The organism is Curtobacterium sp. MCBD17_030, from assembly GCF_003224255.1.
In the GTDB taxonomy this organism is placed as follows: domain Bacteria; phylum Actinomycetota; class Actinomycetes; order Actinomycetales; family Microbacteriaceae; genus Curtobacterium.
Genome location: NZ_QKLI01000007.1, coordinates 68,252 through 80,795 on the forward strand (window position 1 = coordinate 68,252; position 12,544 = coordinate 80,795).

Sequence of the window (12,544 nt, forward strand, 5' to 3'; positions counted from 1 at the left end):
GCCCGATCCTGCTGATCGGGGTACGGCACCGCGTTCCGTGGTCAGTTGCACTGCCGCTCGGCGGTGTTGGATGAGCGGGTGACCCAGCGCATGGACCGTGCCCGTGTCGAGGCCGCCGTGCGAGAGCTGCTGGCGGGCATCGGCGAAGACCCCGACCGACCCGGACTGGAGCGGACCCCGCAACGGGTCGCGGACGCGTACACGGAGTTCTTCGCCGGGCTCGACCAGGACGCGACGCAGATCGCCCGGGACGGCACGGTGCCCGCCGGTGACGGCGAACGCGGTGACCTGGTGATCGTCCGCGACGTCCTGTTCCGCTCGGTGTGCGAGCACCACCTGCTCCCCTTCCTCGGCACGGCCCACCTGGCGTACGCACCGGGCGAACGACTGATCGGCCTGGGGACGCTGGCGCGGGTGGTGGAGGCGTTGGCCTCCCGTCCGCAGCTGCAGGAGCGCCTCGGCGAGCAGATCGTCGCCGCGGTGCAGGACGGCCTCGAGGCACGGGGTGTCCTCGTGGTGCTCGACGCCCAGCACCAGTGCGTGACGACCCGGGGTGAACGGCAGACGAGTTCCACGACCGTCACCGTCGCGGCGAGCGGGATCCTCGCCGACGCGGCCGGGCGTGCCGAGGCGATCGCCCTCATCGGGGCCGGGCCCGCAGCTGGAGCCAGAGCCGCCGGGGCGGACGGCTGATGCGCGTCGGACTCGGTGCGGGCCTCCAGTCCGGTGCGGCCGGCGCGACCGGACCCGGGTGGGTGGTCCCGGACCTGGGCCAGCCGATCCGGACCATCGGCCGCCGCACCTTCGACTTCGACCACCGCATCGCCGTGATGGCGATCGTGAACCGCACGCCGGACTCGTTCCACGACGAGGGCCGCACGTTCGCCCTGGACCGTGCGGTCCAAGCCGCGGTCACGGCCGCCGAGCAGGGCGCCGACTGGGTCGACATCGGCGGGGTGAAGTTCGCCCCCGGGCCGGAGCTGTCCGCGGCCGACGAGATCGAGCGCGTCCTCCCGGTCGTCGAGCAGGTCGCCGAGCAGTCCGACGTGACGATCAGCGTCGACACCTTCCGACCCGAGGTCGCGGCCGCCGCGATCGCCGCCGGTGCCAGCGTCGTCAACGACACCACCGGCCTGGCCGACCCGCGGATGGCCGCCGTCGTCGCGGACTCGGACGCGACGATCGTCATCACACACTCGCTCGCGGCGCCCCGGCAGGAGTACCCGAAGCCGCAGTACGCCGACGTGGCGGGCGAGGTCGCGGCCTTCCTGCGGCTCCGTGTCGACCGGGCGCTCGAGGCGGGCATCCCCGAGGACCGGATCATCATCGACCCCGGGCACGACCTCAACAAGACGACCGTGCACACGCTCGAGCTGACCCGGCGTCTGCCGGAGGTCGTCGCCCTCGGCTACCCGGTCCTCGCCGCGGTGTCGAACAAGGACTTCGTGGGGGAGAGCCTCGGCCGGCCGCGCGGGGAGCGGCTGCCCGGGTCGCTGGCCGCGGCGACCATGAGCGCGATGCTCGGGGCGCGGATCGTCCGGATGCACGATGTCGTCGCGTCCGTCGACGCGATGCGCATGGTCGAGACCGTCCTCGGCTGGCGAGCGCCCCTGGAAGCGAGGCACAACACGTGACGCACCTGCCCGACCCGATCGCCGACCTGTCCGACGACGAGCTGCTCGACGTCTACACCGACGGTGCGGAGGGCACCGCGGACGGCGGCTGGCTCCGCGTCAACTTCGTCAGCTCCCTCGACGGCTCCTCGACCGCCTCCGGGAAGTCCGGCTCGCTGGGCGGGGACGACGACCTGCGCGTGTTCGACCTGCTGCGCCGGGTCGCCGACGTCGTCCTGGTCGCAGCGGGCACCGTCCGCGACGAGGGGTACGGGCCGATGGTGCTGCACGACGCCGACGTCGCCTGGCGCCGGGAGCACGGCCTGTCCGACCACCCGGTGTTCGCGATCGTGACGGGGTCACTCGGCCTCGACCCGGCATCGCGGGTGTTCACCGAGGCGCCGGTCCGGCCGGTCGTCCTGACCTCGGCGTCCGCGGACCCCTCGCGGCGACAGGCGCTCGAGGCCGTCGCGGACGTGGTGTCCTGCGGCGAGGACTCCGTCGACCCGGCCCAGGTCCGGGCCGCCCTGGTCGACCGGGGCCTGCCGACCATCCACTGCGAGGGCGGGCCGTCGTTCCTCGGTGCCCTGGTGGCGGCGGACCTGGTCGACGAGCTGTGCCTGTCGATCGACCCGTCCCTCGAGGGCGGCGAGGGGGGACGCATCGTGCACGGGTCGTCGCCGGAGCTGCGGTCGATGCGGCTCGCGCACGTGCTGCACGGGGCCGGGGACGTGCTGCTGACGCGGTACGTCCGTGCGCGATGACGGCGGCGGGCGGCAGGTAGGGTCGGCACCGTGATCGACGTCGTGGTGTCCGGGGTCCTGTTCGACATGGACGGGACGCTCGTCGACTCGACCGCCATCGTCGAGGGTGCGTGGGGTCGCTTCGGCGCCGACCACGACCTCGACCCGCAGACGATCCTCGGCTTCTCGCACGGCCGGCAGACGATCGACACGATCCGGCACTTCCTGCCCGACCTCGCACCCGACGAGCAGCGTCGGGTCGCACTCGAACTCGTCAACGACGAGGTCGAGAACACCGAGGGCATCATCGAGGTCCCGGGTGCCGGCGCCTTCGTCCGCCGACTGCTCGCCGCCGGCGTGCCCGTCGCGCTGGTCACCAGCGCCCCGCGGGACCTCGCCGTGAACCGGATGCGCGCCGCCGACGTGCCCATCCCCGACGCCGTGGTCGCCGCCGACGACGTCGAGCTCGGCAAGCCGCACCCGGACGGCTACCTCCGCGGTGCGGCCCTGCTCGGGGTCGCGGCCGAGGACTGCCTGGCCTTCGAGGACGCCCCCGCCGGACTGGAGGCTGCGCTCGCCTCCGGTGCGACGACCGTCGCCGTCGGGCCGCTCGCCCCCGCCGACCTGCCGGCGGACCTGGTGCGGATCACCGGGTACGACGGGGTCACCGTGACGGCCGAGGGCGACGGGTTCCGCATCCGCGGCTGAGCTCAGCGGGAGCGCCGTGGGGGGTGCTCCGCGCACTCCGGGTCGACGCCCCCTGCGCACTGCGAACGCACCCAGCGGGCTCCGACGACCGTGGTGTGCGCAGCCGGAGACCCCGGTCTGCGGAAGGAGTGACCATGGCAGCCCTCGACGGCAAGAAGATCCTCGTCATCGCGACGAACTACGGCGTGGAGCAGGACGAGATCGTCGTCCCCACCGAGCAGCTCCGGGAGCGCGGGGCCACCGTGACCGTCGCCGCGAAGGAGTCCGGCCCGATCCAGACCCTGGTCGGTGACAAGGACCCGGGCAAGAGCGTCGACTCGGACACCACCCTCGACGGCGTCGCAGCGGGCGACTTCGACGCACTCGTCGTCCCCGGCGGCACGATCAACGCCGACACGATCCGCCAGGAGCCCACCGCGATCGACCTCGTCAAGGCGTTCGTCGAGGCCGGCAAGCCGATCGCGGCGATCTGCCACGGCCCGTGGACCCTCGTCGAGGCCGGTGTCCTGCCGGGTCGCGCGATCACCTCGTTCCCGTCGCTGCAGACGGACGTCCGCAACGCCGGTGCCGAGTGGGTCGACCAGGAGGTCCAGGTCGACGAGACCGGCAGCACGATCATCACCTCGCGGAACCCCGGCGACCTGCCGGCGTTCGTGGACGCGATCCAGGCCGCGCTCGCCTGACCCCTCGCAACACGCAACCTGGGCGGCAGCGCGCAGCGGTACTCCGTGGCGTGGTGCCGCCCGCGTTGCGTTCCGCGGAGCGGTCAGGCGACGGGGACCGCAAGTGCCGTGCGCAGCACCGCGGGACCGAGGGTGAGCACCCCGTCGGACTCCGGGTCGCACCGCACCCCGCCACGCCCGCGCATCGCCCGGAACGCTCCCGGAGCCACCTCGGTGTCCATCCACGCGCACGGGTTCGCCGGCCGGTACCCGCGGAACAGGACCGGGCCGTCGCCGGAGTCCAGGGAGAACGGCTCGCCCCGCAGCGCCTCGACGTCGACGCCGCGCAGGAACACGTTCCGCCGGGTCGCCGCCGGGTCGATCGACACCCCGAGTCCGCGTCCGACCGCCTCGAGGCCCGCCACTCCGATCAGGGTCACCGAGGCGTGCACGTGCGCCCGGGCGGCGAAGTAGCGGTCACCGACGATGCCGAGTCCGGCGCGCAGTTCGACGCGGTCGCGGAGCTCCTCCCCGTCGGCCGGTGACGCGCCGTCCGCGGGACGCCCCTCGTAGCGGTGCCGTCGGGAGACCAGCAGCATCGTCACCTCGACGTCGCGGGCATGCGGCAGCGCGACGGAGGCGACCGGGTCGACGACGGGAGCCATGCGGACGACGCTAGCCGTGCCTCCCGGCCGGCCCGTCCATCCGCGGTGCTGCGACGTCCGATTCCCGCCAGTCCGCTGTCGTCGGCGCATGTCAGGCTGACCACATGACCACCACCGGAGCGGAGGCGCTGCACGACGAGCGGTACCGGATCGCGGCGTCACGGGATGCCCGGTTCGACGGGCAGTTCGTCACGGCCGTGCACTCGACCGGCATCTACTGCCGCCCGAGCTGCCCCGCCCGCACACCCCGCTCGACGGGCGTCACCTTCTACCGGACGAGCGCCGCCGCGCACCTCGCGGGGTTCCGCGCCTGCCGCCGCTGCCTGCCCGAGGCGACCCCCGGCAGCCCGGAGTGGGACCTCCGTGAGGACGTCGCCGCCCGTGCGATGCGCCTGGTCCTCGACGGTGTCGTGGAGCGGGAGGGCGTCCCCGGCCTCGCGGGGCGCGTCGGCTACTCGGAGCGGCAGCTCAACCGGATCATGACCGACGAGCTCGGCGCCGGCCCGAAGGCCCTGAGCCGCGCGCACCGGGCGCAGACCGCGCGGACCCTGCTCACCTCGTCGGACCTGCCGATCGCGGACGTCGCCTTCGCCGCCGGCTTCGCGAGCATCCGCCAGTTCAACGACACCGTGCGCGAGGTCTTCGCGCTCACACCCACCGAGTTGCGTGCCCGACGACGGACCGCACCGGGTGGTGACGGTGCGCTGCACGTGCACCTGCCGGCGCGCCCGCCGTTCGACGTGCAGGGGCTCCTCGAGTGGCATGCGCTGCACGCCCTCGCCGGCATGGAACAGGTCGGGTTCGACGCGGCGGGGCGGGTCGCCTCCTACGGGCGGGTGCTGGACCTGCCGGGAGGCCCGGGCTGGTTCCGCGCGACGGCTGCGGGTGCCGACACGGCCGGGTCCGGTGCTCGTGTCGGCCGGGTGCGGACCGGACTGGACCTGCTCGTCCGGCTCACCGACCTGTCCGACCTGCCGACCCTCGTGGCCCGGGTGCGGGCGCTGTTCGACCTCGACGCCGATCCGGTGGCGGTGGACACCGCCCTCGCAGCGGTGCCCGAGCTCGCACCGGCGGTCGCACGAGTGCCCGGCATGCGGCTGCCGGGGGCGGTGGACCCGCACGAGGTGGTGTTCCGTACCCTCATCGGGCAGCAGGTGTCCGTCGCGGCGGCCCGGACGGCGCAGACGCGGCTCGTCGCGGCGTTGGGGGAGCGGGTGGCGGCGGGCCTCGTGCCGGGTGTCGTCGAGGGGCCGGGTGCCTCCGATCGCGATGAGTCCCTCGTGCGGCTGTTCCCCCGAGCCGCGGTGGTCGCCGAGCGCGGGCGGGAGGTCCTCCGCGGCCCCGCAGCCCGTGTCGACACGATCATGCGCGTCGCGGTGGCGCTCGCCGACGGCAGCCTCGTGGTCCACGGCGGACAGTCGCTCGAGGAACTCCGCTCCGGCCTGCTCGCCGTGAAGGGCATCGGGCCGTGGACGGCCGACTACGTCGCACTCCGGGTCCGCCACCACCCCGATCTCTTCCTGCACAGCGACCTCGCCGTGCGGAACGGTGCACAGGAACTCGGGCTGCCCGGGACGGCGCGCGCACTCTCCCTATGGTCGGAACGGGTGGCCCCCTGGCGGAGCTACCTCACGATGCACTGCTGGCGGCCGATCATCGATCGCGCGATGGACCGGGCCGCAGCGACCTCCACGAACCCCGGGAAGGAACTCCGATGAACGACGCCGTCCTCACCACCCTCTCCACCCCCGACGGGCCCTTCACCGTGCTCGAGGACGACCGCGGGCGGGTCCTCTCCTCGGGGTGGACCGCCGACCCCGACCGGATCCTCGCGCGCCTCGCCGAACGGCACCGCCCGACCCGGGTCCTCGACGGGCAGGTCCGCGCTGCCGACGCCGTGGACGCCTACTACGCGGGAGAGCCCGAGCACGCCATGCAGGTCCCCGTCCACCAGGTCGGCACCGAGCTCTTCACCGAGGGCTGGCGACGACTGCGGGACATCCCCGCCGGGTCGACCCTGACGTACACGGCCTTCGCCAGTGCGATGGGACGCCCCGATGCGGTCCGCGCTGCCGCCAGTGTCTGCGCCCGGAACGCCCCCGCCCTGTTCGTCCCCTGTCACCGGGTCCTGCGCTCCGACGGGTCGCTCGGCGGGTTCGCCTGGGGACTCGACGTCAAACGGGCCCTGCTCGAACGCGAGTCCGTGGCCGCCGACGCCCTCGTCTGAGCGGCCCCTCGGACAGGTGACGCGTTCACAGCGAGCACCAAGCGCTCCCCCAGGACGTGGGTGGTGACGCGGAGCCCGGGGCCTGTCAGACTCGCGACGACGGCGTGGCCCACGGACACCGTGGACCGAGAGCAGCGTCGAGCGCGATGCGTGCGGCACCTCGAGGTGCGGCACGACCGGGGACGCGCCACTCGCCGTCGAGACCGAACGAGGACGCCCATGACGACCACCGCTGACCGATCGGTGCTGTCTGCGGACGGCACCCGGATCGCGGTCTCGTCGAGCGGCGACGGGCCCGCGCTCGTGGTCGTGGGCGGGGCCTTCGACCACCGGGGCACACCGTTCGTGGACGGAGTGGTCGCCGCGTTCTCCGACCGCTACCGGGTCGTCACCTACGACCGGCGCGGACGCGGCGCGAGCGGCGACACCCGACCGTGGTCCGTCACGCGTGAGATCGAGGACCTGGCCGCCGTGGTCGCCGACGTCGGCGCCCCCGTCGACCTGCTCGGCATCTGCGTCGGTGCCGCCGTCGTCCTGCACGCCGTCGCCACCGGGGTCCCGGTCGGCCGGGCCGTCCTCTACGAACCGCCGTACCGCGCGAGCGTCGACGCGCACGCCGACGACGTCCTGTTCGCCGACCGCCTCGACGAGATGATCGCCGGCGGGCGTCGAGCCGCCGCGGTCCGTGCCTACCTCACCCGGGTGCTCGGCGTCCCGATGCTCCAGGTCTCCGCCGTGCCCCTCAAACCGAAGCTGTGGAAGGCGCTGCTCGCTGACGCCGGTGTCCTCGGCCGCGACGTCCGCGTGCTCAGCGGGCTCGTGGTGCCGGAGCGGGCGCTCGCCGCGGTGGGCATCCCGGTGCTCGTCGCCGCGGGGACCAGCGGCCCGACCTGGACACGGGCGGCCGCCCGCGCCGTGGTCGAGACCGTGCCGGGCTCCACGTCCGTGGTGCTCGAGGGACAGGGGCACGTGCCGGACCCCGCGGTGCTGCGGAGCACGGTCGACGATTTCCTCCAGGCTCAACCCAGTCCCGACCCGCACTGACTGGGCCAGGATGGACGGGTGAACGCACCCCGCCTCGGACTCCTGCTCGACGTCGACGGCCCGATCGCCAGCCCGCTCTCGCGGACCATCGCGATCCCGAGCATCGTCGAGGACCTCGTCGCCCTGGCGGCCGAGGGCATCCCCGTGGTGTTCAACACCGGCCGCAGCGACGCCTTCATCCGGGAGCAGGTCGTCGGCCCGCTCCTCGCCGGCGGTCTCGCGGCGGGCGGCCGGGTGCACGCGGTGTGCGAGAAGGGCGCCGTCTGGTGCTCGATCGGCCCGCAGTTCCCGGACGGCATGGGTGACCTGACCGTCGCCGAGGACCTGGCGCTGCCGCGGGACTTCGCCGACGAGATGCGTGGGCTCGTCCACGACGAGTACGCCGACCTGGTGTTCTTCGACGAGACGAAGCACGCGATGGTGTCGATCGAGCAGCTGGTGGACGTCGACAACGCGGCGTACCTGGCCCGGCAGCCCGACTTCGACGCCCAGGCGATGGCCGCGCTCGAGCGTCGCGGGCTCGGCGTCCGTCGCCTGGACGACGTCCGGCCGGACGATCGGGGAGCCGTGGACTGGCGCGTCGACCCGACCATCATCTCGACCGACATCGAGTCCGACCGCAGCGGCAAGGACCTCGGGGCCGAGCGTGCGCTGGAGCTCCTGGCCGAGGACGGTGCCCTGCCGCTCGAGTGGCGCACGGTGGGCGACTCCCGGAGCGACTACGCGATGGCCGACTGGCTGCACGCGAACGGGCACCGGGTCGCGCACGTCGACGTCCGACCGGCTGACGGGGTGCCCGAGACGCCGTACGCGGTGCTCACCGCGCCGGAGGGGGTCATCCACGACGAGGCCGGCGCCCGGTTCCTCCGTGCCTGGCGCGAGGGACGTTCCGACTCGGCGGTCTGACCGGACCCGCGACCGGCCCTGACGGGTCGCAGGACCTGCGGTTGCACCATCGTGCGGTATACCACTACCCTTCCGTGGTCCGCCTGCTCCGATGACGGGAAAGTCCCATGGCCCTCCGCACCAAGTCCATCGAGGCGTCGCTCGCCGACGCCGACGAGAAGGGGCGCTCGCTCAAGCGCTCCCTGGGGACGTTCGACATCGCCGCGATGGGCATCGCCGTCGCGGTGGGTGCCGGCATCTTCTCGGTCGGTGCGAACGCCGCCGCGAACTTCGCCGGCCCGGGCGTCATCGTGTCGTTCCTGCTCGCTGCCGTCACGTGCGGCCTGGCGATCATGTGCTATGCCGAGTTCGCCTCGACGATCCCCGTCGCCGGCTCCGCCTACACGTTCACCTACGCGACGATGGGCGAGTTGCTCGCCTGGATCGTGGGGTGGGACCTCATCCTCGAGACCCTGACCGCCAGCGCCGTCATCGCGAAGTACTGGGGCATCTACCTCAGCACCGCGTTCGACGTGTTCGGCATCACGGTGCCGAGCACCATCGCGATCGGCCCGATCGGCTTCACCTGGGGCCCGGTGCTCATCGTCGGCGTGTTCACCGCGCTGCTGGCGTTCGGCACCCGACTGTCCAGCCGGGTCTCGGCCGTCATCACGGTCATCAAGGTCGCGATCGTCCTGTTCGTCATCGTGGTCGGCGCCTTCTTCGTCAAGGCCGCGAACTTCACGCCGTTCATCCCCGCTGCCGAGCCGACGAAGGGCGCCGAGGGCAGCGTCTGGACCCAGTCGCTCGTGTCCTTCGCCACCGGGTCCGAGCCGGCGCAGTACGGCGTCTTCGGGCTGCTCGCCGCGGCATCGCTGGTGTTCTTCGCGTTCATCGGCTTCGACGTCGTCGCCACCAGCGCCGAGGAGACCGAGAACCCCCAGAAGACCCTGCCCCGCGGCATCTTCATCGGGCTCGGCATCGTGACGCTGCTCTACGTCGGCGTGAGCATCGTCATCACGGGCATGGTGTCGTACAAGCAGCTCGCGCAGGAGGACGCTCCGTCCCTGGCCTCGGCCTTCGACATCGTCGGACTACCGTGGGCCGCCGGCATCATCGCCATCGGGTCGCTCATCGGCCTGACCACCGTCGTCATGGTGCTGCTCCTCGGCCTGTCCCGAATCGTCTTCTCGATGAGCCGCGACGGGCTGCTGCCCCGCTGGTTCTCGGTCACGAACCCGAAGACGCAGACACCCGTCCGGGTGCAGCTCATCGCCGGGATCGTGGTGGCGGTGCTCGCCGGGTTCACGCCGGTCGAGAAGCTCGAGGGCCTGATCAACATCGGCACGCTGTCGGCCTTCGTGCTCGTGTCGATCGGCATCATCGTGCTCCGGAAGTCCCGCCCCGACGCACCTCGCGCCTTCCGGGTGCCGTGGTCACCCGTGATCCCGATCCTGTCCGCGGTGCTCTGCTTCTGGCTGATGCTCAACCTCGAGGTCGAGACCTGGATCCGGTTCGTCATCTGGCTGGTCATCGGCTTCGTGATCTACTTCGGCTACAGCCGCCGCAACAGCCGCGTCGGCAAGGCCATGCGCGAGTAACCACCGTCGCCGCCGCGCGGTACGCCCCGCGCCCCGCGGTACCGTTCGGATCAGCACAACAGAAGACGGCTCGCGCCACCGGATCCAGTGGCGCGAGCCGTCTTCTGTTGTGCGACGCCGGACGATATCGGCCGGGTGACGCCAGACGACGCCGGCCGGGTGACGCCAGACGACGCCGGCCGGGTGACGCCAGACGCCAGCCGGCCGGGTGACGCCGGGCGGGCCAGCCCTCAGGCGCCGAGGAGCAGCGCCGACCCGAAGGCCAGCATCACGACGGCGACCAGGGCGTCGAAGACCCGCCAGGTCATCGGTCGCGCGAACAGCGGCCGCAGCAGTCGGCCGCCGAAACCGAGCGCACCGAACCACAGGCAGCTCGCCGCCACCGCTCCCACGGTCCACCACCAGCGGTCGTCGACACCCTGCTGGTTCGCGACCGACCCGAGGAACACCAGGGTGTCCAGGTACACGTGCGGGTTCGCCCATGTGAAGACGAGCATGGTCAGGACCGCGGCACGCATCGTCGGTCCACCGTGGTCGCCGCCCGGACGCCACTCGCCCGGACGCCGGTCGCCCATGCCGGCCCGGCCGGGAGGCGCGCCCGCACCCCGTGACGTCGGTGCAGCCTCCAGACCATCGGTCCCACGGCCCGCACCCGTCACGACGGGCACCCCGTCCTCGGCGGCCCGCTCGTCGAGACGGATGGCCTCGCCCGAGGGCCGCAGCGCCCGTCGGGCCGCGAGCACCCCGTACGTCAGCAGGAACGCCGCCCCGACGAAGCGGATGACCAGCAGTGCTGCCGGCACCCGCTCGACGACGGCCCCGACGCCGAGCACGCCGGCGATGATGAGCGCCGCGTCCGACAGTGCACACACCGCGACGGCGACGGCGACCACCGCCAGTCGTGCGCTCACCGCGAGCCGCAGCAGGTAGGTGTTCTGGACGCCGATCGCGACGATGAGGGCCAGCCCGGTGCCCAGGCCGGAGAGGGCGGGGAGCAGGGCGTCGAGCGGCGTGGTCACAGGGGAACCGTAGGCCGTGCTCGAGCTGCAGGCCAGCTCAGGTTCCTGGTGCGCCGTAAGCTGCGCTGATGGTGCAGTTCCACCGTGACCACCTCGAGACCCTCCTGGCCGCCGTCGACGCGGGGACCTTCGACGCCGCCGCCCGGGAGCTGTCGATCACCCCGTCGGCGGTGTCGCAGCGGGTGAAGGCGATGGAGCAGCTCGTCGGCCGGGTGCTGCTGCAGCGGACCACGCCGATCGTGCCGACGCCCGACGGCGAGGTCGTCCTCCGGCACGCGCGACAGGTGCGGCTGCTCGACGAGGAGACCTCGCGTGCCCTGGACGTCCCCGACTCCGACGTCCCCGGTCGGACACCGTCGATCCCGTTGGCGGTGAACGCGGACTCGCTCGCGACGTGGTTCCTCGACGCCCTCGCGATCGTCCGGGACGACACCGAGGTGGTCTTCGACCTGCACCGCGAGGACCAGGACCGCACCGCCGAGCTCCTCCGTGCCGGCACGGTGATGGCGGCGGTCACAGCCGAGGCGGAGCCGGTGCAGGGCTGCTCGTCCGTCCCGCTCGGGGTGGACCGGTACCGGGCCGTCGCCGCGCCGTCGTTCGTCCGGCGGTACCTCGACGGTGCGGACACCGAGCGGCGGATGACGACCCGTCTCGACCGTGTGCCGCTCGTGGACTACGACCGTGACGACGACCTGCAGCAGGGGTTCCTCCGGCGGGTGCTCGGGCACGCTCCCCGGGGTCCGCGGCACTTCGTCCCGAACTCGGCGGACTTCGCCCGGGCGGTACAGCTCGGCTTCGGGTGGGGGTTGCTGCCCGAAGCGCAGTGTCTCGAGGCGCTCGAGCGGGGCGACTTGGTCGAGCTCACGCCCGGGCGCCGGGCGGACGTGGCGCTCTGGTGGCAGCGGTGGAACCTGGCGTCGCCGCTGCTCGAACGCGTGACCGATGCCGTGCGCACGGTTGCTGCGGAACGGCTGCACCAGCCGGGGTGACCGGGCGTGGGCGCGCCGCCCGCCTGTGACTGTCCCCAGAACGCACGGCCCGCCGGGGGACAGGCCCCTGACCCCTGCTCAGGGGGCGTGTTCACGCGATCGTCACATGGGGAGCACGGACCGTGACGTACGATCACTCCACCGACGGCACGGGTCGTCGGCACACATCCGAACACACACCGAACACCGGTCCCGTCTCCCGAGGGCGGACCGCTCCGGTGCACGCCGCACCCTCGGCGGGCACCGTGCCACGGACGAGGAACCCTAGCCTCCGTCCGCGCCGGACCACCGCGTCCGGGTCCTGTCGCCACCGTCGCCGACACCGTCGTCTGTCATGCCCCCGTGGGCCCGACGGACGACATCTCCGACACCCGACAGGAGAACGCGC

The 12,544-nt window shown here is 72.9% G+C and carries 13 protein-coding genes; 11 read left to right on the plus strand and 2 right to left on the minus strand.

The window, feature by feature from the left end:
* Positions 1-90 precede the first annotated feature (90 nt).
* The 5 genes from folE (at position 91) to DEI89_RS08735 (ending at position 3,747) form a co-directional block, all read left to right on the plus strand.
* The gene (gene folE / locus DEI89_RS08715; protein WP_110903707.1) at positions 91-693 is read left to right on the plus strand and encodes a GTP cyclohydrolase I; all 603 of its coding nucleotides are present in this window, start codon (positions 91-93) and stop codon (positions 691-693) included.
* Entirely contained in the window at positions 693-1,634 is a 942-nt protein-coding gene (gene folP, locus DEI89_RS08720; protein ID WP_110903653.1) for a dihydropteroate synthase, read from the plus strand. The genes folE and folP overlap by 1 nt, the downstream gene beginning before the upstream one ends.
* The gene (locus DEI89_RS08725; protein WP_110903654.1) at positions 1,631-2,377 is read left to right on the plus strand and encodes a pyrimidine reductase family protein; all 747 of its coding nucleotides are present in this window, start codon (positions 1,631-1,633) and stop codon (positions 2,375-2,377) included. The genes folP and DEI89_RS08725 overlap by 4 nt, the downstream gene beginning before the upstream one ends.
* A 30-nt stretch (positions 2,378-2,407) precedes the next feature.
* Positions 2,408-3,064, plus strand: coding sequence for an HAD-IA family hydrolase (locus tag DEI89_RS08730; RefSeq protein WP_110903655.1), 657 nt, complete (start codon positions 2,408-2,410; stop codon positions 3,062-3,064).
* A 134-nt stretch (positions 3,065-3,198) separates the two neighbouring features.
* A complete protein-coding gene (locus DEI89_RS08735; protein ID WP_110903656.1) occupies positions 3,199-3,747 on the plus strand; it encodes a type 1 glutamine amidotransferase domain-containing protein in 549 nt (182 codons plus the stop codon).
* 83 nt (positions 3,748-3,830) lie between these two features.
* On the opposite strand, the gene DEI89_RS08740 is transcribed toward DEI89_RS08735, so the two are convergent.
* Positions 3,831-4,391 carry a molybdenum cofactor biosysynthesis protein gene (locus tag DEI89_RS08740; RefSeq protein WP_110903657.1) on the minus strand — a complete coding sequence of 187 codons (561 nt, stop codon included), beginning with the start codon at positions 4,389-4,391 and terminating at the stop codon, positions 3,831-3,833.
* Positions 4,392-4,495: 104 nt separating this feature from the next.
* On the opposite strand from DEI89_RS08740, the gene DEI89_RS08745 reads away from it, so the two are divergent.
* The 5 genes from DEI89_RS08745 (at position 4,496) to DEI89_RS08765 (ending at position 10,148) form a co-directional block, all read left to right on the plus strand.
* Positions 4,496-6,109, plus strand: a complete 1,614-nt coding sequence (locus tag DEI89_RS08745; protein WP_110903658.1) for a DNA-3-methyladenine glycosylase 2 family protein — start codon at positions 4,496-4,498, stop codon at positions 6,107-6,109.
* Positions 6,106-6,618: a methylated-DNA--[protein]-cysteine S-methyltransferase gene (locus DEI89_RS08750; RefSeq protein ID WP_110903659.1), complete on the plus strand. Its 513-nt coding sequence runs from the start codon at positions 6,106-6,108 to the stop codon at positions 6,616-6,618. The genes DEI89_RS08745 and DEI89_RS08750 overlap by 4 nt, the downstream gene beginning before the upstream one ends.
* A gap of 219 nt (positions 6,619-6,837) precedes the next feature.
* Positions 6,838-7,662 carry an alpha/beta fold hydrolase gene (locus DEI89_RS08755; RefSeq protein ID WP_110903660.1) on the plus strand — a complete coding sequence of 275 codons (825 nt, stop codon included), beginning with the start codon at positions 6,838-6,840 and terminating at the stop codon, positions 7,660-7,662.
* A gap of 18 nt (positions 7,663-7,680) precedes the next feature.
* On the plus strand, positions 7,681-8,568 hold the full coding sequence (locus DEI89_RS08760; protein WP_110903661.1) for a hypothetical protein: 888 nt from the start codon (positions 7,681-7,683) through the stop codon (positions 8,566-8,568).
* Between the two features lie 107 nt (positions 8,569-8,675).
* Positions 8,676-10,148, plus strand: coding sequence for an APC family permease (locus DEI89_RS08765; RefSeq protein WP_110903662.1), 1,473 nt, complete (start codon positions 8,676-8,678; stop codon positions 10,146-10,148).
* 230 nt (positions 10,149-10,378) lie between these two features.
* On the opposite strand, the gene DEI89_RS08770 is transcribed toward DEI89_RS08765, so the two are convergent.
* On the minus strand, positions 10,379-11,167 hold the full coding sequence (locus tag DEI89_RS08770) for a LysE/ArgO family amino acid transporter (protein WP_181421561.1): 789 nt from the start codon (positions 11,165-11,167) through the stop codon (positions 10,379-10,381).
* A 68-nt stretch (positions 11,168-11,235) separates the two neighbouring features.
* On the opposite strand from DEI89_RS08770, the gene DEI89_RS08775 reads away from it, so the two are divergent.
* A complete protein-coding gene (locus DEI89_RS08775) occupies positions 11,236-12,156 on the plus strand; it encodes a LysR family transcriptional regulator ArgP (RefSeq protein ID WP_220033146.1) in 921 nt (306 codons plus the stop codon).
* The last annotated feature ends 388 nt before the right edge of the window (positions 12,157-12,544 follow it).

What these genes read in the sequence shown, in the direction of transcription:
- folE (WP_110903707.1), top strand. Translation starts at nt 91, where the DNA reads ATGGACCGTGCCCGTGTCGAGGCCGCCGTGCGAGAGCTGCTGGCGGGC.
- folP (WP_110903653.1), top strand. Translation starts at nt 693, where the DNA reads ATGCGCGTCGGACTCGGTGCGGGCCTCCAGTCCGGTGCGGCCGGCGCG.
- DEI89_RS08735 (WP_110903656.1), top strand. Translation starts at nt 3,199, where the DNA reads ATGGCAGCCCTCGACGGCAAGAAGATCCTCGTCATCGCGACGAACTAC.
- DEI89_RS08740 (WP_110903657.1), bottom strand. Translation starts at nt 4,391, where the DNA reads ATGGCTCCCGTCGTCGACCCGGTCGCCTCCGTCGCGCTGCCGCATGCC.
- DEI89_RS08745 (WP_110903658.1), top strand. Translation starts at nt 4,496, where the DNA reads ATGACCACCACCGGAGCGGAGGCGCTGCACGACGAGCGGTACCGGATC.
- DEI89_RS08750 (WP_110903659.1), top strand. Translation starts at nt 6,106, where the DNA reads ATGAACGACGCCGTCCTCACCACCCTCTCCACCCCCGACGGGCCCTTC.
- DEI89_RS08755 (WP_110903660.1), top strand. Translation starts at nt 6,838, where the DNA reads ATGACGACCACCGCTGACCGATCGGTGCTGTCTGCGGACGGCACCCGG.
- DEI89_RS08765 (WP_110903662.1), top strand. Translation starts at nt 8,676, where the DNA reads ATGGCCCTCCGCACCAAGTCCATCGAGGCGTCGCTCGCCGACGCCGAC.
- DEI89_RS08775 (WP_220033146.1), top strand. Translation starts at nt 11,236, where the DNA reads ATGGTGCAGTTCCACCGTGACCACCTCGAGACCCTCCTGGCCGCCGTC.